Below are 16871 nucleotides of genomic sequence, written 5' to 3' on the forward strand. Positions count from 1 at the left end.
GATCCGTATCACTCAGCCACGGCCGAGGCGGTTCTCCGGGTAGTTCTTGGCCAGCACTTCGCGGGCATGCTTGGCCAGCTGCGGCATCTTCAGGGCGTCGTAAGACTCGACCATGATCTCCAGTGCCTTCTCGGTTTCGGCTGTGTCGGGGTAGGTCTCGACAATCAGCTTGGCCCGGTTGGCGGCCGCGACCAGTGCATCACGCTTCACGTAATACTCGGCCACGCTCAGGTCATATCGGGCCAGACGATTCTTCAGGCCAATCATGCGGGCACGGGCATCGGCGGCATAGACGCTGTTGGGGTAGTTTTGCAGCAGGGTCTTGAAATCCTGGAATGCCTGACGGGCATAAGCAGGGTCTTTGTCGTCCCGATCGATACCGAACAGGCTCTGGAAGAAGTTGTAATCCGCCGCCATGTTGGTCAGGCCGCGCATATAGAAAACGTAATCGATATTTTTATGCGCCGGATTGAGGCGGATAAAACGGTCGATATTGGCGATCGCCTGAGCGGTATCATCCTGCTTGTAGTAGGCATAGATGAGGTCAAGCTGCACCTGATTGGAGTAGGCGCCGAACGGGTAGCGAGAGTCCAAAGCCTCCAGCAATTCAGTGGCTTGCACGTAATTGCCAACGTCCAGTTTGAGGCGTGCTTTCTGGTACAGGGTCTCCGGCGGTTCGTCGGGTACCTTGGGTTTGGTGCTGGAACAGCCTGTGATCAAGGTAGCGACCAAGGCGAGCGACATCAGCAGGTGAGACTTCTTTCCCATCAACAACATCCGGTCCATTTCCACGAAATTGGCAAAGTATCCGTTATGCTTGGCTAAAAGAAAAGCTAGAATACCCGGATTATTTCGAATTGATACCCCCCGCTCAAGAGACCATACATGAGCCAGCATATTGAACTGACAGGCGAATTCCAGGATCACCAATTCGGGCAGCGACTCGACCAGGCCCTGGCCGAATTGTTTCCAGACTACTCCCGCACCCGCATCAAGGAGTGGATTTTACAGGACAGAGTGACCCTGGACGGTCAGGTTGCCAACACCCCGCGCGAGAAGATTCTGGCCGGGCAGCAGGTGCATGTGAATGTCGAGCTGGAAGATGATACCCGCTGGGATGCCCAGGATATCGAGCTCAACATCGTTTATGAAGATGAACACATTCTGGTGATCGACAAACCGGCCGGTCTGGTGGTTCACCCGGGCGCAGGTACGCCGGATGGCACCATCCTCAACGCCCTGCTGCATCGCTACCCCGGCATTGCCGAGGTGCCCCGTGCCGGTATCGTGCACCGTCTGGATAAAGACACTACTGGTCTGATGGTGGTTGCCAAAACCGTACCCGCCCAGACCCATCTGGTGGAAGCGTTGCAGGCGCGCCAGATCACTCGTGAGTACGAAGCTATCGCCATCGGTCACATGACCGCAGGTGGCACCGTCGATGCGCCCATCGGCCGTCACCCGACCCAGCGTACCCATATGGCCGTGGTGCCCAATGGTCGTCCTTCCGTGACTCACTACCGGGTGCACGAGAAGTTCCGTGGCCACACCCGTCTGCGTCTGCGTCTGGAGACCGGCCGTACCCACCAGATCCGTGTCCACATGGCTCATATCAAACACCCGCTGGTGGGTGATCCAGCTTATGGTGGTCGTCTGCGCCCGCTGCGCAACGCGACCCCCGAGCTGACCCTGGCACTGCGTAACTTCAACCGTCAGGCGCTGCATGCCACCATGCTGCAACTGGCTCACCCCATCACGGGGGAAGTGATGCAGTGGCACTCAGCTACACCACAAGACATGGTGGAGCTGATGGAAGTGCTGCGCGCGGATACTCTCGCCAATCCGGATGATTTAGTCTGGAATTGATGTGATAGGGCCTGCTGCGTCGGTTTCTGGCGTCATCCGGCCCGAATAGATGCCAAACGGGGTTCCCTTGCAGGAGCCCCGTTTTTATATCGGTGAATTGAAGGAGTCACAGATGAAATGGATCGAACCTGACTGGCCAGCCCCGGCGTGTGTCAGGGCTCTTTCGACCACCCGTGATGGTGGTGTCAGCGAAGGAGTCTTTGCCGGCCTCAATCTGGGTGCCCATGTGGGGGATGAACCGGTGCGAGTCGAGGCCAACCGGGCCCGGCTGCAGCTGGTGGCCGCCATCCCGGGGCCCCTCAACTGGCTTAATCAGGTGCATGGCACCGTGGTTCATCCGGTCAGCAGCCATTATGAGCGGGCGCCGGATGCCGATGCTGCCTGCGCCCATGAGGCGGATCAGGCCTGCATCGTGATGACGGCTGACTGTCTGCCGGTGCTGTTCTGCGATCGGGCCGGTACCGTGGTGGCCGCCGCCCACGCAGGCTGGCGTGGACTGAAAGAGGGCGTGCTGGAGGCGAGCATCGTCGCCATGGGCTGCGAGCCGGGCGAGATCCTGGCCTGGCTGGGCCCGGCCATTGGCCCTATCGCATTTGAAGTGGGTGGCGAGGTGCGCGAGGCCTTTATGGCGGAGCAGGCTGAAGCAGGAGCGGCGTTCGTCCCTTCGTCCAATGAGGGGAAATGGCTGGCAGATATCTACCAGCTGGCGCGGTTGCGCCTCGCCCGCGCTGGCGTTACCGCCGTCTATGGCGGCGAATACTGCACCTTCAGCGATAGCGAGCAGTTCTACTCCTATCGTCGCGACGGTCAGACCGGCCGGATGGCCTCCCTCATCTGGTTGGCCCGCTAAGCAATCACCCGCCAAGTAATACCCCGTCTCTCCCAAGACCAGAGCCATATGAGAGAGGCGGGGATCCTGCTCTTGCCCCCTCTTGCAGAAAAAATAACCAGTATCGCCCCTTGAAATAGCCCGTACGGGCCTCATCTTTCATCTCAGAAAGTTATGTTGTTTGCCGCGCAAGCGGCGTCTGCCTGTTTGAAGGGGGAGTGCAATGCGCCTCGATCGCCTTACCAGCAAATTCCAGATTGCTATTTCCGATGCCCAGTCTTTGGCACTGGGTCGTGACCACCAATTCATCGAACCCGTTCACCTGATGACCGCACTGGTCAATCAGGATGGCGGCTCTATCCGTCCGTTGCTCACCCTGACCGGGATGGATATCAACGCCCTGCGCTCCCGTCTCGGTGAGGAGCTGGATCGCCTGCCGCGCGTCAGCGGTGTGGAAGGAGACGTGCAGCTCTCCAACGGCCTTGGCCGTCTGCTCAACGTCTGCGACAAACTGGCCCAGCAGCGCAAGGATCAGTTCATCTCCTCCGAACTGTTCGTGCTGGCGGCCCTCGACGACAAGGGAACGCTGGGCGAGCTGTTGCGCGCTCAGGGGCTGACCAAGGAAAAACTGGAAGCGGCCATCGACAAGGTGCGTGGCGGCAAGAAGGTGGAGGATGCCAACGCCGAGGAGAACCGTCAGGCGCTGGAGAAGTACACCATCGATCTGACCGAGCGGGCCGAAATCGGCAAGCTCGACCCGGTGATCGGCCGTGATGACGAGATCCGCCGCACCATTCAGGTGCTGCAACGCCGTACCAAGAACAACCCCGTGCTGATCGGTGCCCCCGGTGTCGGCAAGACCGCCATCGTGGAGGGGCTGGCCCAGCGCATCATCAACGGCGAAGTGCCGGAAGGGCTCAAGAACAAGCGGGTGCTGTCGCTGGACATGGGGGCGCTGGTGGCCGGTGCCAAGTATCGCGGCGAGTTTGAAGAGCGGCTCAAGGCCGTACTGACCGATCTCGCCAAGGAGGAGGGCAACGTCATCCTCTTTATCGACGAGCTGCACACCATGGTCGGTGCCGGCAAGGGCGAAGGGGCGATGGACGCGGGCAACATGCTGAAACCTGCGCTGGCCCGTGGCGACCTGCACTGCGTCGGCGCCACCACCCTGGATGAGTACCGTCAGTACATCGAAAAAGATGCCGCGCTGGAGCGTCGCTTCCAGAAGGTGCTGGTGGAAGAGCCGAGCGTGGAGGACACCATCGCCATCCTGCGCGGCTTGAAAGAGCGTTACGAGCTGCACCACCATGTGCAGATCACCGATCCCGCCATTGTGGCGGCGGCCCAGCTGTCGCACCGCTATATCGCGGATCGCCAGCTGCCGGACAAGGCCATCGATCTCATCGACGAGGCGGCAGCCAGCATCCGGCTGCAGATCGATTCCAAGCCGGAGGCGCTCGATCGCCTCGAGCGACGCATCATCCAGCTCAAGCTGGAGCAGCAGGCGCTGATGAAGGAGGACGATGACGCCAGCCGCAAGCGTCTGGAGCTGATCAATCAGGAGATTGGCGAGAAGGATCGGGAATACAACGAGCTGGACGAGGTATGGAAGGCCGAGAAGGCCGCCCTTGCCGGCACCCAGCATATCAAGGCTGCGCTGGAGCAGGCCCGTCAGGATCTCGATGTGGCACGCCGCGCAGGCGACCTGGGCCGGATGTCCGAGCTGCAATATGGCCGCATTCCGGAGCTGGAGAAGCAGCTGGATCTCGCCACTCAAGCCGAGATGCAGGAGACCAGTCTGCTGCGCAATCGGGTCACCGATGTGGAGATCGCAGACGTCTTGGCCCGCTGGACCGGTATTCCGGTCGCCCGCATGCTGGAAGGGGAGCGCGACAAGCTGCTGCGGATGGAAGATCAGCTGCACAGCCGGGTGATTGGCCAGGAAGAGGCGGTCGATGCGGTCTCCAACGCCATTCGTCGCTCCCGTGCCGGTCTCTCCGATCCGAACCGCCCCATCGGCTCCTTCCTGTTCCTGGGGCCCACCGGGGTGGGCAAGACCGAGCTGTGCAAGGCGCTTGCGGAGTTCCTGTTCGATACCCAGGACGCCATGGTGCGGATCGACATGTCGGAGTTCATGGAGAAACACAGCGTGGCCCGTCTGGTGGGGGCGCCTCCCGGATACGTGGGTTATGAAGAGGGTGGTTATCTGACCGAGGCGGTGCGCCGTCGTCCCTACTCGGTGATCCTGCTGGACGAGGTGGAGAAGGCACATCCGGATGTATTCAACATCCTGTTGCAGGTGCTCGATGATGGACGTCTGACAGATGGTCAGGGTCGCACCGTCGATTTCCGTAACTCGGTGGTGATCATGACCTCCAACCTCGGGTCGGATCTGATTCAGGAGCACCACTCCGAGAAGGACTACGACGAGATGAAAGCCATGCTGATGGATGTGCTGACCCGCAGCTTCCGGCCGGAATTTATCAACCGGATCGACGAGACCGTGGTGTTCCATCCGCTTGGCGAGGATCACATCAAGTCCATCGCCCGCATCCAGCTCAAGAGCCTGATGGGGCGACTGGAGGCTCAGGGTTACGAGGTGGAGGTGAGCGAAGCGCTGCTCGAGAAGCTGGTGCATGCCGGGTTCGACCCCGTCTACGGGGCGCGGCCTCTCAAACGGGCGATCCAGCAGAAGGTGGAGAACCCGCTGGCGCAGGCCCTGCTCTCCGGCCGCATCGTGCCGGGCAAAAAACTGGTGCTGGGGGCCGACAGCAACGGCCTCACCATGACCCAGTAACTAGTCTCGCATCTATGTTTGCAACGCCAGCCCTCGGGCTGGCGTTGTCGTATCTGGTGGCGGGGATTCGGGCGCAAAAAAACGGCAATCCGAAGATTGCCGGGAGGAATGTAGTGACGCGACCTGACGTGGGTTGAGCGGGTCGCAGGGGCAAGCCCCCGATTTCGAAACAAAACCGCTAACGGCCTTGCGTCTTACAGCCTGCCGGGGATGCGCTCGCTCAACCCCGACGGCCACCTGCCTGTTGCCAGGCTGGCTGCGATGGCGCCGGCATGGCCTTCATTCGTTACAGCATGCCTTGCACGGCAGCTTTCATCTCGGCTGGCCAGACACCAACCTGCACCTGACCAATATGCTCTTTTTGCAGCAGCAGCATGGCCAGACGAGATTGGCCGATGCCGCCGCCGATGGTCTGCGGCATCCGTGCGGCCAGCAGGTCCTGATGCCAGTCGTACTGCAGGCGATCCTCGTTGCCGGTGATGGCCAGCTGGCGGCGCAGCGCCTCGGCATCGACCCGGATCCCCATGGAGGAGATCTCGAAGCTGTCTTGCAGCACCGGGTTCCACACCAGAATGTCACCGTTCAGACCCGCCAGACCCAGCTCGCTGTGGCTGCTCCAGTCGTCGTAGTCCGGGGCGCGCACATCGTGACGCTCACCGTGGGAGAGGGCACCGCCGATGCCGATCAGGAACACGGCCCCCAGCTCTTTGGCGATGGCACGCTCGCGCCCCTTGGCATCGAGGTCCGGGTAACGGGCCAGCAGCTCTTCGCTGTGCAGGAACTGGATCTCGGCCGGCAGGAAGGGGGTCAGCTCATGCTCGGCACAGACCGCGCGCTCGGTGGCCTTGATGGCGCCCCAGATGCCGCGCACGGTTTCTTGCAGATAGGCCAGATCGCGGCGCTCGCTCGGCATCACCTTCTCCCAATCCCACTGATCCACATAGACCGAGTGGATGGGGGTGAGCTTGTCTTCATCCGGACGCAGCGCCTTCATGTGGGTGTAGATCCCTTCGCCCGGACCGAAGCCGAAGCGACCCAGGGTCTGGCGCTTCCATTTGGCCAGTGAATGGACCACTTCGTAGCTGTGCTCCGGCAGGGTCTTCACTTTGACCTGCACTGCATTCTCGTGGCCAGAGAGGTTGTCCTGAGTGCCATCACCGACTCGGCTCAGAATGGGGGCTTGCACCTCCATCAGACCCAGTTGCTGGGCGAGTTGGCGGGAGAACATCTCTTTGACGAAGCTGATCTGCTGTTGGCTGCGAATGTAGTGCTGTTTCATGCTGAATTCCTGTTTCAAACCCCGTTGGATGTGGTGATTCTTCAACAGATTGCCAACCAAATTCAATATTCGATAATAGAAATAGGCTTTGTGTGTTTTTTTCTTCAAAATAAGCTGTTTTTTAATGAGGTATCGTTAACGGGAGTGCAAAAAAATGCCGGAAAATTACCGGATCGATAATCTCGATCAGGCCATCCTCACCGCTCTGATGGAGAATGCGCGGATCCCTTACGCCGAACTTGCGAAACAACTGGCGGTCAGCCCGGGCACCATCCATGTGCGGGTGGAGAAGATGAAACAGGCGGGGATCATCGAGGGGACACGGGTGCAGGTTAACCCCAAGAAGCTGGGTTACGACGTCTGCTGCTTTATCGGGATCAATCTGAAGAGTGCCAAGGATTACCCCTCGGCACTGGCCAAGCTGCAGGCGCTGGACGAAGTGGTGGAGGCCTACTACACCACGGGCCACTACAGCATCTTCATGAAGGTGATGACCCGCTCCATCGACGAGCTGCAGATAGTGCTGATCAACAAGATCCAGACCATCGACGAGATCCAGTCCACAGAAACCCTGATCTCGCTGCAAAACCCTATCCTGCGGGACGTGAAACCTTGAGTCGGAGTGCATAAGGGGTAGGGCGTAGAGATTCATCTCCCGTGCGAAACCCTGGCCCCTTGATCAGGGTTCGATATAGGGGATGGCGTACTTGTCGTAGAGGGCCTTGAGGCTGCCGTTGCGCTTCATGCGCAGCAGTTCGGCATCGTAGGCCGCCATCAGGGCTGGGGTCTGTGCATCCGCTCGTGCGCGGGCCCAGGTGTTGAAGTAGGGGCTGCTCTTGAGCGGTTTGGGCAGGTAATCGACCTTGCCTGTCAGCCCCTCCTCCTTGATCTGGGTGAAGGCGGTGACCAGCGGCATGGGCACGGTATCGATCCGTCCGGCCAGCAGTTTGCGCAGTTGCAGCTGGTTCATGGTGATCTCCTGAAACTGATAGGACGGGTCGGTCATGGCCGCTGCCAGTTCAGGTGTATAGGAGAAATCCTTGGTCACGCCGATGCGCCAGGGTTTGAGATCGGCCAGCGTTTCGTAGCGGATCTTCATCAGCTCGGTCTTGCGCACGAAGAAGTGCCAGCTGTGGCGAAGATGGGCCTGCTGGGGATAGATGAGATAACTCTCCCGCTCTGCCTTGTAGGAGTGGGTCATCACCAGGTCGCAGGCGCCGGTTTCGGCATTGCGGGTGAGGCGGGCGCCGGAGTCGGCCAGCTCGATCCGAAAGGGCGTCTCCAGCTTGTCGAAGATGGTGGTGACTATGTCTATATCGAGTCCGCGGGGTTTCTGATCGGCATCGAGATACTTGAGCGGGGGCTCCATGGTGCCGCAGATCACCAGCTCTTTGGCGGGCAATCCGAGTGGAAACAGCAACCAAAACAGGGGGATCACACGCAAACTACGTCTCCTGAGCCCGTTTGAAGATATTCCAAGACCTGATTCCAGTATATTGGATGGCACCTGATCCGTTAGAAGCGACTGTTTATGGCAAATCCTGAAATCGAGAGCCCGCTGGACGGGATCGACAAGTTGACCGTCTCGCTCTACCGCCTTGGCTTGAGTGCGGCAGCCCTGTTGCTGCTTTGCCGCGGTGCGGCGCTGCTGAGCGGGATGGCATTGCTCCCGTCGGCACAATGGTTGATGTCGCTGGCAGTGGCAAGCGCAATCTGCGGCTTCTCGCTGCATATCTACGACAAGCGGATTCGCCTGATTCTGCAGGGATTTGGGTGGGGCGCACTGGCCCTGGCAGCGGTGGGGGCACCGGATGCGCTGGTGCTGGGGGCGGCGTTGGCGACCCTCTCCGGGCTGGCGTTCAAGGAGCAGTTTTGCTTCGCCATTCCCGGCATCAAGCTGGTGCCCGTATTGCTGCCGGCGTTATGGCTGCTGGAGTGGTTGCGGGTGGAGTGGGCCGCCGCATGGGTAGCGCTGGTCTGCGGGGCCCTGTTGACCTTGCTGGCGCTGGCCAAGTGGCGGATGCCCCTGCACTTCGATATCGGTGACAAGGGGCGTTACCAGATCTAGGTCTGCTGGCACACCTTCATCTGCTGGTTGAGGGCCTGCATCACCTGACGGCGGCTGATGATGCCGATCACCTTGCCCTGTTGCAGCACCGGGTAGATCTTGGGCTTGGCATCGGCCATCTGGCGAGCCAGATCCAGAATGCTCTCATCCGGCCCGACCGAGAGGGGCGAACGGTTCATCAGATCCTCCACCCGGGTGCGGGTATCGCAGTGGTAGCTGCCGGTGAGCAGGCTGGGAATGCAATCTTGTTCGGAAAGAAAGCCGATCAGCCGTTTCTGCTCATCCAGTACCGGCAGGCCGCCAAGACCCGATTGATGCAGGCGATCCAGCGCCTCGGCCAGGCCGAGTCCGGCAGTGAGGGTGTGGGTCAGGCGACCCATGTGGTGGTGTACTTTCAGCATGGTGGTGACTCCGCAAGAGGGGGATGCAGCCACTATGACGCGGGTGGGTGGCCCGCGACCAATGGCTTGTGCCGCAGGGATTGATAGGCACAAGCCATCGGCGGTGATCCGCTGGCAGGCGGGCTTCGTTCATGCAAGACCATGAAAGGGAAAGGAGATCGTATGCGTGCATTGGTTACGGGCTGCGGCCGTCGACTCGGATTTTATCTCTGTGAACAGCTGGTGGCGGCGGGTTGGCAGGTGACGGGCAGTTATCGCAGCGAGCGGCCGGAGCTGGCCACGCTGGCGGCACTGGGGGTCGAGCTGGTGCAGGCGGATTTTGGTCGGGAAGAGGACGTTGGCAAGCTGATCGATGTGCTGGCGACCCATCAGGATCTGGCGCTGGTGATCCACAACGCCTCGGCCTTCGAGCCGCAGGCAACTGAACCGGCGGCGCAACTGGCCCAGTTCGAGCAGTTCTACCGGGTACACATGGCGGCCCCCTTCCAGCTCAACCGGGCGTTGGCCCCCCGGCTGGCCAGCAACCCCAACGCCAGCATCATTCACATCACCGATATCTATATCCATGCCCCGGCCCCCCGTTTTGCCTGCTATGTGGCGACCAAGGCGGGAGCCCATTCGCTGGCCATGAGCTTTGCCCGCGAGCTGGCGCCTGCGGTGCGGGTCAACACCATAGAGCCGGGGCCGATCCTGTTTCTCGATGAACATGACGAGAGCTGGCGCCAGCAGGTGTTGGCGAAAACACCGCTGGCGCGGGAGGGAGGGCTTGAGCCCATCTGGCAGGCGGTGCAGTTACTGATGGGGAACAGTTATATGACGGGTGCCAGCATCAAGGTGGATGGCGGTCGCGCGCTGGCCACCCTCTGAGGGGTTGCCGAGCAGCAACGGCCCCAGCCCGACCTGCCGGGTCAGCAAGCCCTTGCCGGGTTTGAACTTGCCCGACGGGGCGGGGAGCGTCACTTGCAGCGCCACCTTGGGGTCATGCACCTCGCCATGGCCATAGAGCTCGGCCAGCAGCTCCGCCAGATAGGAATCGACCTCTGCCGAGGCAAAGTCACCGCTCCTGTTGCTGGCCAGAATATCGATGTCGAGCGGCCGATCGTGCACCTTGCAGAGCGGATCGCTGCGATCCCGGCCGTGAGCCACCTCGAGGGCGACAAAGTACTGCTTGAGGCTGGCGGCATCGAGCGGGCTCTCCACCACCAGCAGGCAGTTGAGAAAGTCGTGGCAGGAGTGCATTCCCACCGGCTTGGTGCGGATCACCGAACTCAGCCGCAGGGGGCCGACGTTCGCAAGCAGCTCGGCCAGCACTCGGCTGACATGGATGTAAGGGTCAAGATTGGAACCAATGCTACACAGATAGAACATGCTCACCTTCCCGGGGTTGGGCTCATCTGAAATGTATACGCAGCTCACGGTTATCGGATTAACTATGGCTTAACATTGTCTTATCTATTGTGATCCGGCACTGATTGGCAGAAAGGAGGTTTGCATGAGTGTGGAGCTGAAATGGGCGCTGTTGACCGCCTCGGGCGCGCTGGCGATGATCATGATTATCTGTCTGGCCTCTGTCGCGTTGGCGTGAATCACCACAATCCAGATAATACAAACCGGCCTGTTGGCCGGTTTTGTTTTTTGGGGCGGTGCGGCTATGCTGGCGCACCGGTGAGAATGCAAGAGAAGAGATGATGACCAAGGTTCGCCCACGCTCCCTGCTGCAGGTGGTATTGATGGGATTTGTGCTGGTGTTGATGCCGCTGGGCGGCATGATCTGGCACAACAGCACCTCCCTTGCCCACCTCAGTCAGCTCACCAGCGACGAGATGGAGCGGGCGGTCAAGGATACCCGCCGCGCCACCCTGCTGACGGCGCAAGCCATCGATATCGAACGCACCTTGCGCCGTTTCGCGGTGCTGGGGGATCGCCGCAGTCTCACCAGCTACCAGCAGCAACTCGATGGTTATCGGGTGTTGCTGGCGGAGCACCGCAACTCCATCACCGATGGCCAGCTCTATAGCGGTCTCGATCAGGGGCTGGCCTGGCTCGACAGCCTGCAGGATGCCGCGTTGGCCCGGGCTGCGGTAGCGGGGGACAAGCTGGAGCAGTTCAACGATGCCAACAAGCAGCTCGAAATAGTCACCCGCAGCCGGGTTGACGAACACATGGATCGGGTGCAGCTCACCATTGCCGGACTGACCAGTGAGCTCTGGTGGGTGAGCGGAGCGGTGGCGGCGCTCAGCCTGCTGATGGTCTTTATCTTCACCTACCTCATCATCCACCCGGTACGACAGATTGAGTCGCGCATCTTGAGTCTGGGTGCCGGGGTCGAACCCGATCCCAAGCCGGTTGACGGCCCTGCCGAGCTGGTATTGCTGGGGGAGCGGATCGTCTGGCTGCACGACAAACTCAAGGAGCTGGAGCTGCAGAAATACCAGTTTCTGCGCCATGTATCCCACGAGCTCAAGACCCCGCTGGCGGTGCTGCGGGAGGGGACGGATCTGCTCTGCGAGCAGCTGGTCGGGCCTTTGACGCCGGATCAGCTGGAGATCTGCCAGATGCTCGACGAGAACAGTCGGCGTTTGCAGACCCTGATCGAGCGGCTGCTCGACTTCAACCGGCTCAGTCAGCAGGAGGCCTTCGAACTGGAGCCCGTCCCCCTGCTGCCGATGTTGTCGGAACTTTCTGCAGAGTACCGGCTGGCATTGGAGTCCAAGCAGATCCGTGTACACTTGCCGACCGTGCCGGTTACCCTGTGGGCGGAGCCCTACCGGCTACGGCTGATCCTCGATAACCTCTTCTCCAACGCCGTCAGTTACGGCGCCAGCGGGGGCAATATCTGGATCAGGGCAGGGCAGGATGAACAGATAAGCTGGCTGGAAGTGGCCAACGAGGGGCCCAAGATCCCCGTGGCCGATCAGCAACGCATTTTTGAACCCTTCGAGCAGGGCAGCACTGTGCGGCAAGGTCTCTTGAAAGGCTCGGGCATGGGCCTCTCCATCGCCCGCGAGTCTGCCAACAGCCTGGGGGGGGAACTGGTTCTGGTAGAGGATGAACAGGTGGATGTCTGTTTCAGGTTGACGTTGAAATGAGGACTATGAAGATACAACGCGTATTTCCAGCTCTGATGGCAGGGCTGCTCGCGGGTTGCTCCTTGCTGCCGCAACAGGCAGAGCGGGAGTCCTCCGATATCGCTTTTGCCAAGCGGATGGAGTTTGCCAACAAGGAGATGCAGGTGCGCCTGCAATACTCCGACTGGCTGCTGGCCAGTCACCCCCAACAACGGGTGCAGGAGCGTCAGCGTCTGAAAGGGGCCGACGATCTGGAGAGCCGGGTCAGTCTGGCGATGGTGGACTCCCACCCCGCCGAGTCGGTGGCCAATCGCACCGCCGGTCTGGCGCGCCTGAAGCAGATGTTGCCCGAACTGGGCCTCGATGCGCAGGCCTTTTTACGTAGCTGGATCGCCCTCGGCGAACAGCTGCTGGCCCGCGACAGCCGTCGCGATGACCAGAGTCAGGAGATCCAGCGGCTGCGCCGCCAGATCGAGCAGCTGACCGCCATCGACGACCAGCTCAACCAGCGCAAGCTGAACGAGAATCGTGAGGTAATACCATGAGCCGGATCCTGTTGGTGGATGACGACGTCAGCCTGCTCAAACTGATGAGCATGCGGCTGCGCAGTCAGGGTTATGAAGTGGATACCGCCGACAGTGCGGAAGGGGCCCTCGACCGGTTGCGTCAGCAACGGGCCGATCTGGTACTGAGCGATCTGCGGATGGCCGGCATGGACGGTCTGGCGCTGTTCGAGCGGATCCAGGCCCAGTGGCTGGGGTTGCCGGTGATTATCATGACCGCCCACGGCACCATCCCGGACGCCATTCAGGCGACCCGCTCCGGGGTCTTCAGCTTTCTGACCAAACCCATCAACAAGGATGAGCTGTTCGCCACCATCGAACATGCGCTGAGCCTGACCCGGCCGAAACAGCAGCAGGAGTGGCAGTCGCTGATCCTGACCCGCAATCCCCAGCTGGAGCAGCTGCTGATCCAGGCTCACAGCATTGCCACCATGGAGGTGCCGGTGCTGATCATGGGGCCGTCAGGCTCCGGCAAGGGGGCGATGGCGCAGGCGCTGCATCAGGCCAGCCAGCGGCGCGACAAGCCGCTCCATACCATCAACTGTGCCGCCATTCCGTGGGCGTCACTCGACTTGCAGCTGTTTGGTGAAGATGGCCAGTCAGGGCTGTTCGAGCAGGCCAAGGGGGCGACCCTGTTTCTCGACGAGATTGGCAGCCTCTCCGAATCCCTGCAGGCCAAGCTGCTGCAGGTGATGGAGGAGTATGGTCAGGGCACGCCGGAGGTGCGGGTGCTCAGCTCCAGCCATCAGGATCTGGTCAAGGCGATGGAGGAGGGGCGTTTTCGGGAAGATCTCTTCTACCGTCTCAACGTTGCCAATATCACCTTGCCGTCTCTCAGTGCCCGCAGCGAGGATATCCCCCTGCTGGCCCGTCAGGCGCTCGACGATTACCGTAGCCGCCACAGCGACTGCGCCGCCATGGGTTTTTCGCCCGAGTCGCTGGCGATGCTGGCGGCCGCTGCCTGGCCCGGCAACGTGCGCCAGCTCTGCAACGTGGTGGAGCAGCTCGCCAGCCTCTGTTGCAGCCCGGTGATCGGGGTCTCCATGGTTGAGTCCGCCCTGAGTGGCGGCGGCGGCGGCATCCCCTCGTTCAACGAGGCGCGGGCCGAATTCGAGAAGGAGTATCTGATCCGTTTGCTGCGCACCACCGAGGGCAACGTGACCCTGGCTGCCAACATGGCGGGCAGAAACCGTACCGATTTTTACAAGTTATTGAATCGGCACGGTATCGAAGCTGCAAACTTCAAATCGAAGGGATAAATCAGGCGGGATCAACCACCGCCGGAGCGGCATCGGCTTTTTGAGTTTTATGGGAGAGCCAGAGGCCGCTCGCCTTCATCAGGTAACCGAACAAGGCGCCAATGATGAGGGAGGGCAGGATCAACCGCCACTCGCCAGCCGCCCCGAAGGTGGCACAGCAACCGGCAAAGGTGCCGGGAATGTAGCCGAGCCACTGCTGCTTGGCCTGTACGCACATCAGGGTTGCGACCACCCCCGTCATCACGTAACCCGCCACACCCGCTCCCCACAGACTGTCGCCATGGATCAGCAGCAGTGCCCACAGCATGCCGCTGGTGTTGCAGAAGATGGTCTGCAGCAGCGCCTTGTAGCCACCGCTTGACGCGAAATAGCTGGTGCAGCCGAGAAAGCCGACCCAGGAGATAAGGCCGAACGCGACGGCAATCCAGCCCCAGACGGCGGAGAGAATTCCAGTGGTGATGGCGATGGCGATCAGTGGGCTCATGGGGCGACTCTTCAGTTGGCTTCGCAAAATGGGCAGCCTACCCCCGGCAATCGGGGCGGCAAGCGGGGGCCGAATTGTGTGTGATCTTCATCACCCTTTTCAACTCAGGAATACGCTTGCGCTCGCGAAAAAAATTCATTGGTGACCGGCCTGACAGTCGGCCATAGTTAGAGGCCCTGTCCTGCTCATGGAGTGAGTCTGATGGCGCCAAATGTGATCGTTCCCCTACTGGTGTTCGTAGTCCTGTTTCTGGTCGGCACCATGGCCAAGGCACTGCCCCTGCACCACATGATGTAAATTTGTGTGAAATAAAAATCTGCCGGGGCGGGTCTTATCCATACTGCCTCACTCAGCCCCGGGAGTTTTTCATGTTGATCAAGCGTCGTACCGCCCACCCCCTCACCGAACAGGATGTCACCCCGGAAGCCGTCTATCAGGACCGCCGCCTTATTCTCAAAGGGTTGGGTCTGGGCGCGGCTACTCTGGCGTTTCCCACTCAGGCCGGAGTGCTCGACCTGCTGCGCGGCAAAGAGGATGCTCCCCAGTTAGCCACCAAACCGCTCAACAGCAAGCCTGCCGAGCGCCCGGCCAATCTGGTGCTGACACCGGAAGAGAAGGCCACCAGTTACAACAACTTCTATGAGCTCGGCACCGACAAGTCCGACCCGGCTCGCAACGGCCATTACCTCAAGCCCGAACCCTGGACCCTCAAGGTGGAGGGGGAGGTGGCCAAGCCCTTTACCCTCGATGTGTGGGATCTCATCAACAAGAGCGAGCTGGAGGAGCGGATCTACCGGCTGCGCTGCGTTGAAGCCTGGTCCATGGTACTGCCCTGGAACGGCATCTCGCTGGCAGAGATCATCCGCCGTGCCGAGCCCACCAGTCGCGCCAAGTTTGTTGCCTTCGAGACCCTGTTTGATCCGAAACAGCTGCCGGGGCAGGCCTCCAGTCTGGGGGGCGGCATCGAGTATCCCTATGTGGAGGGGCTGCGTATCGACGAGGCGATGCATCCTCTTTCTTTCCTTGCGATGGGGCTCTATGGCAAGACCCTGCCCGCCCAGAATGGCGCACCGATCCGCTTGGTGGTGCCGTGGAAGTACGGATTCAAGAGCATCAAGAGCATCGTCTCGATCCGGCTGGTGGAGGAGATGCCGCCGACCACCTGGAACCTGCTGGCTCCTAACGAATATGGCTTCTACGCCAACGTCAATCCGCAAGTGGATCACCCGCGCTGGAGTCAGGCCAGCGAGCGCTTTATCGGCGAGGGCGGGGTGTTTGGCGCCAAGCGTCAGCCGACCCTGATGTTCAACGGCTATGGTGACGAAGTCGCCTCGCTCTATCAGGGGATGGATCTGCGCCAATGGTACTGAGATTGAAACCGGCCCATATCAGCGGCCTGCGGGCGCTGGTGCATCTGGGCTCCTTGGGTTTCCTGCTCTGGCTAGGGTTTGCCATTCCGGCAGGCCTGCTGGGGGGCGATCCGGTGCCCGAGCTTATTCACTACCTCGGCAAGGGAGCGCTCCACCTGCTGCTGCTCACCCTGCTGGTGTCGCCGCTGGCCAAGCGCTGGCGGCAGGGGCAACTCATCAAGCTGCGCCGCCCCCTCGGGCTCTGGTGTTTTGCCTGGGCGCTGCTCCACTTCATGGCGTGGTTGGGGCTGGATCTGCAGTTTGACTGGGGTCTGATTGGCGGCGAGCTGGTCAAGCGCAGCTACATAGTGGTGGGGATGGTGGCATTGCTGCTGCTGGCCGCCCTCAGCATCACTTCGCTGCCCGCATTGCAGCGCCGCATGGGCGCCACATGGCAGAAGCTGCACAACTGGGTCTATGCCATCGCCTTGCTGGTGCCGGTGCATTACTGGTGGTCGCTCAAGAGCGGTTGGGGGGAGCCCCTCATCTACCTGCTGCTGGCCTGCGCCCTGCTCTGGCCGAGACGGGAGAAACTGCTGCGCCCCATGCGGGGGCGCTGGAATGCAAAAGAGGCCTAATCGGCCTCTCGTTGTTTGATCTCGCCAGTGTAGGCATCGACGATGAGATGCACCTTCTGATCCTGGCGATTGAGGGTTTTGACCTCGAATTTGTCCCCTTCCAGCTCCACTTCCCGAATGTCGTGATACCCTTGCGCCAGCAGGAGTTTGACCAGCCCGGCCATGTCGAGACGGCTCTGGGCCGCCCAGCTTGTGGCACTCAACAGGCAAAGGATCAGCAGGAAACTGCGCGGGATCATATTCATTCCGGATTCATGGCTGGCAGACTAT

19 protein-coding genes are annotated in these 16871 nt (G+C 60.8%); 12 read left to right on the forward strand and 7 right to left on the reverse strand.

The window, feature by feature from the left end; translation table 11 throughout:
* Positions 1 to 12: 12 nt before the first annotated feature.
* Entirely contained in the window at positions 13 to 768 is a 756-nt protein-coding gene (locus tag ACW5XC_RS15035) for an outer membrane protein assembly factor BamD (RefSeq protein ID WP_019446583.1), read from the reverse strand.
* A gap of 117 nt (positions 769 to 885) precedes the next feature.
* On the opposite strand from ACW5XC_RS15035, the gene rluD reads away from it, so the two are divergent.
* The 3 genes from rluD to clpB all read left to right on the forward strand — a co-directional run bounded on the left by rluD (position 886) and on the right by clpB (position 5492).
* Positions 886 to 1866: a 23S rRNA pseudouridine(1911/1915/1917) synthase RluD gene (rluD, locus tag ACW5XC_RS15040; RefSeq protein WP_042054831.1), complete on the forward strand. Its 981-nt coding sequence runs from the start codon at positions 886 to 888 to the stop codon at positions 1864 to 1866.
* A gap of 112 nt (positions 1867 to 1978) precedes the next feature.
* Positions 1979 to 2716 carry a peptidoglycan editing factor PgeF gene (gene pgeF / locus ACW5XC_RS15045; protein WP_042054830.1) on the forward strand — a complete coding sequence of 246 codons (738 nt, stop codon included), beginning with the start codon at positions 1979 to 1981 and terminating at the stop codon, positions 2714 to 2716.
* 202 nt (positions 2717 to 2918) lie between these two features.
* Positions 2919 to 5492: an ATP-dependent chaperone ClpB gene (gene clpB, locus ACW5XC_RS15050; protein WP_005339779.1), complete on the forward strand. Its 2574-nt coding sequence runs from the start codon at positions 2919 to 2921 to the stop codon at positions 5490 to 5492.
* A 286-nt stretch (positions 5493 to 5778) separates the two neighbouring features.
* Here the strand turns inward: clpB and asnA are convergent, their stop codons facing one another.
* A complete protein-coding gene (gene asnA, locus ACW5XC_RS15055) occupies positions 5779 to 6771 on the reverse strand; it encodes an aspartate--ammonia ligase (protein ID WP_042054829.1) in 993 nt (330 codons plus the stop codon).
* A gap of 154 nt (positions 6772 to 6925) precedes the next feature.
* Between asnA and asnC the strand changes: the two genes are divergently transcribed.
* Positions 6926 to 7387 (forward strand): transcriptional regulator AsnC, encoded by a 462-nt coding sequence (gene asnC, locus ACW5XC_RS15060; protein WP_005339783.1) that lies wholly within the window; start codon positions 6926 to 6928, stop codon positions 7385 to 7387.
* A gap of 63 nt (positions 7388 to 7450) precedes the next feature.
* Here the strand turns inward: asnC and ACW5XC_RS15065 are convergent, their stop codons facing one another.
* Positions 7451 to 8215, reverse strand: a complete 765-nt coding sequence (locus ACW5XC_RS15065; protein ID WP_042054828.1) for a substrate-binding periplasmic protein — start codon at positions 8213 to 8215, stop codon at positions 7451 to 7453.
* Positions 8216 to 8302: 87 nt separating this feature from the next.
* Here ACW5XC_RS15065 and ACW5XC_RS15070 point away from each other — a divergent pair, with 87 nt between their 5' ends.
* Positions 8303 to 8839, forward strand: coding sequence for a DUF2301 domain-containing membrane protein (locus ACW5XC_RS15070; RefSeq protein ID WP_042054827.1), 537 nt, complete (start codon positions 8303 to 8305; stop codon positions 8837 to 8839).
* Here ACW5XC_RS15070 and ACW5XC_RS15075 read toward each other — a convergent pair.
* Entirely contained in the window at positions 8836 to 9240 is a 405-nt protein-coding gene (locus ACW5XC_RS15075) for a CBS domain-containing protein (protein ID WP_021231463.1), read from the reverse strand. The genes ACW5XC_RS15070 and ACW5XC_RS15075 overlap by 4 nt on opposite strands.
* 162 nt (positions 9241 to 9402) lie before the next feature.
* On the opposite strand from ACW5XC_RS15075, the gene ACW5XC_RS15080 reads away from it, so the two are divergent.
* Positions 9403 to 10107, forward strand: a complete 705-nt coding sequence (locus ACW5XC_RS15080) for an SDR family oxidoreductase (RefSeq protein ID WP_042054826.1) — start codon at positions 9403 to 9405, stop codon at positions 10105 to 10107.
* Here ACW5XC_RS15080 and ACW5XC_RS15085 read toward each other — a convergent pair.
* Positions 10033 to 10608, reverse strand: coding sequence for a 2-amino-4-hydroxy-6-hydroxymethyldihydropteridine diphosphokinase (locus ACW5XC_RS15085; protein ID WP_042054825.1), 576 nt, complete (start codon positions 10606 to 10608; stop codon positions 10033 to 10035). The genes ACW5XC_RS15080 and ACW5XC_RS15085 overlap by 75 nt on opposite strands.
* Positions 10609 to 10732: 124 nt before the next feature.
* On the opposite strand from ACW5XC_RS15085, the gene cydH reads away from it, so the two are divergent.
* From cydH to ACW5XC_RS15105, 4 genes are all read left to right on the forward strand, one after another.
* A complete protein-coding gene (gene cydH, locus ACW5XC_RS15090; RefSeq protein ID WP_005339800.1) occupies positions 10733 to 10825 on the forward strand; it encodes a cytochrome bd-I oxidase subunit CydH in 93 nt (30 codons plus the stop codon).
* A gap of 103 nt (positions 10826 to 10928) precedes the next feature.
* Positions 10929 to 12329 carry a sensor histidine kinase gene (locus ACW5XC_RS15095; protein ID WP_042054871.1) on the forward strand — a complete coding sequence of 467 codons (1401 nt, stop codon included), beginning with the start codon at positions 10929 to 10931 and terminating at the stop codon, positions 12327 to 12329.
* Entirely contained in the window at positions 12326 to 12853 is a 528-nt protein-coding gene (locus tag ACW5XC_RS15100; RefSeq protein ID WP_005356347.1) for a hypothetical protein, read from the forward strand. The genes ACW5XC_RS15095 and ACW5XC_RS15100 overlap by 4 nt, the downstream gene beginning before the upstream one ends.
* Positions 12850 to 14130, forward strand: a complete 1281-nt coding sequence (locus ACW5XC_RS15105; RefSeq protein WP_005339807.1) for a sigma 54-interacting transcriptional regulator — start codon at positions 12850 to 12852, stop codon at positions 14128 to 14130. The genes ACW5XC_RS15100 and ACW5XC_RS15105 overlap by 4 nt, the downstream gene beginning before the upstream one ends.
* Position 14131: 1 nt before the next feature.
* Here the strand turns inward: ACW5XC_RS15105 and ACW5XC_RS15110 are convergent, their stop codons facing one another.
* Positions 14132 to 14614 (reverse strand): DUF1097 domain-containing protein, encoded by a 483-nt coding sequence (locus tag ACW5XC_RS15110; RefSeq protein WP_005339809.1) that lies wholly within the window; start codon positions 14612 to 14614, stop codon positions 14132 to 14134.
* Positions 14615 to 14982: 368 nt separating this feature from the next.
* On the opposite strand from ACW5XC_RS15110, the gene msrP reads away from it, so the two are divergent.
* Together msrP and msrQ are read left to right on the forward strand one after the other, a co-directional pair.
* Positions 14983 to 15984 carry a protein-methionine-sulfoxide reductase catalytic subunit MsrP gene (msrP, locus tag ACW5XC_RS15115; protein WP_005356348.1) on the forward strand — a complete coding sequence of 334 codons (1002 nt, stop codon included), beginning with the start codon at positions 14983 to 14985 and terminating at the stop codon, positions 15982 to 15984.
* Positions 15975 to 16601 (forward strand): protein-methionine-sulfoxide reductase heme-binding subunit MsrQ, encoded by a 627-nt coding sequence (gene msrQ, locus ACW5XC_RS15120; RefSeq protein ID WP_042054824.1) that lies wholly within the window; start codon positions 15975 to 15977, stop codon positions 16599 to 16601. Before msrP ends, msrQ begins: the two co-directional genes overlap by 10 nt.
* Here the strand turns inward: msrQ and ACW5XC_RS15125 are convergent.
* On the reverse strand, positions 16598 to 16846 hold the full coding sequence (locus ACW5XC_RS15125) for a PepSY domain-containing protein (RefSeq protein ID WP_041202391.1): 249 nt from the start codon (positions 16844 to 16846) through the stop codon (positions 16598 to 16600). The genes msrQ and ACW5XC_RS15125 overlap by 4 nt on opposite strands.
* Positions 16847 to 16871 lie beyond the last annotated feature (25 nt).

Source organism: Aeromonas sp. 25-AL00135, assembly GCF_054052385.1.

Excerpts from the sequence above, each read along its gene's own strand:
- asnC (WP_005339783.1), top strand. The coding sequence starts at position 6,926 with ATGCCGGAAAATTACCGGATCGATAATCTCGATCAGGCCATCCTCACC.
- rluD (WP_042054831.1), top strand. The coding sequence starts at position 886 with ATGAGCCAGCATATTGAACTGACAGGCGAATTCCAGGATCACCAATTC.
- ACW5XC_RS15095 (WP_042054871.1), top strand. The coding sequence starts at position 10,929 with ATGACCAAGGTTCGCCCACGCTCCCTGCTGCAGGTGGTATTGATGGGA.
- ACW5XC_RS15105 (WP_005339807.1), top strand. The coding sequence starts at position 12,850 with ATGAGCCGGATCCTGTTGGTGGATGACGACGTCAGCCTGCTCAAACTG.
- msrQ (WP_042054824.1), top strand. The coding sequence starts at position 15,975 with ATGGTACTGAGATTGAAACCGGCCCATATCAGCGGCCTGCGGGCGCTG.
- asnA (WP_042054829.1), bottom strand. The coding sequence starts at position 6,771 with ATGAAACAGCACTACATTCGCAGCCAACAGCAGATCAGCTTCGTCAAA.
- ACW5XC_RS15110 (WP_005339809.1), bottom strand. The coding sequence starts at position 14,614 with ATGAGCCCACTGATCGCCATCGCCATCACCACTGGAATTCTCTCCGCC.
- cydH (WP_005339800.1), top strand. The coding sequence starts at position 10,733 with ATGAGTGTGGAGCTGAAATGGGCGCTGTTGACCGCCTCGGGCGCGCTG.
- ACW5XC_RS15035 (WP_019446583.1), bottom strand. The coding sequence starts at position 768 with ATGGGAAAGAAGTCTCACCTGCTGATGTCGCTCGCCTTGGTCGCTACC.
- ACW5XC_RS15085 (WP_042054825.1), bottom strand. The coding sequence starts at position 10,608 with ATGTTCTATCTGTGTAGCATTGGTTCCAATCTTGACCCTTACATCCAT.
- ACW5XC_RS15070 (WP_042054827.1), top strand. The coding sequence starts at position 8,303 with ATGGCAAATCCTGAAATCGAGAGCCCGCTGGACGGGATCGACAAGTTG.
- ACW5XC_RS15100 (WP_005356347.1), top strand. The coding sequence starts at position 12,326 with ATGAGGACTATGAAGATACAACGCGTATTTCCAGCTCTGATGGCAGGG.
- pgeF (WP_042054830.1), top strand. The coding sequence starts at position 1,979 with ATGAAATGGATCGAACCTGACTGGCCAGCCCCGGCGTGTGTCAGGGCT.
- ACW5XC_RS15075 (WP_021231463.1), bottom strand. The coding sequence starts at position 9,240 with ATGCTGAAAGTACACCACCACATGGGTCGCCTGACCCACACCCTCACT.
- ACW5XC_RS15080 (WP_042054826.1), top strand. The coding sequence starts at position 9,403 with ATGCGTGCATTGGTTACGGGCTGCGGCCGTCGACTCGGATTTTATCTC.
- msrP (WP_005356348.1), top strand. The coding sequence starts at position 14,983 with ATGTTGATCAAGCGTCGTACCGCCCACCCCCTCACCGAACAGGATGTC.
- clpB (WP_005339779.1), top strand. The coding sequence starts at position 2,919 with ATGCGCCTCGATCGCCTTACCAGCAAATTCCAGATTGCTATTTCCGAT.
- ACW5XC_RS15125 (WP_041202391.1), bottom strand. The coding sequence starts at position 16,846 with ATGAATATGATCCCGCGCAGTTTCCTGCTGATCCTTTGCCTGTTGAGT.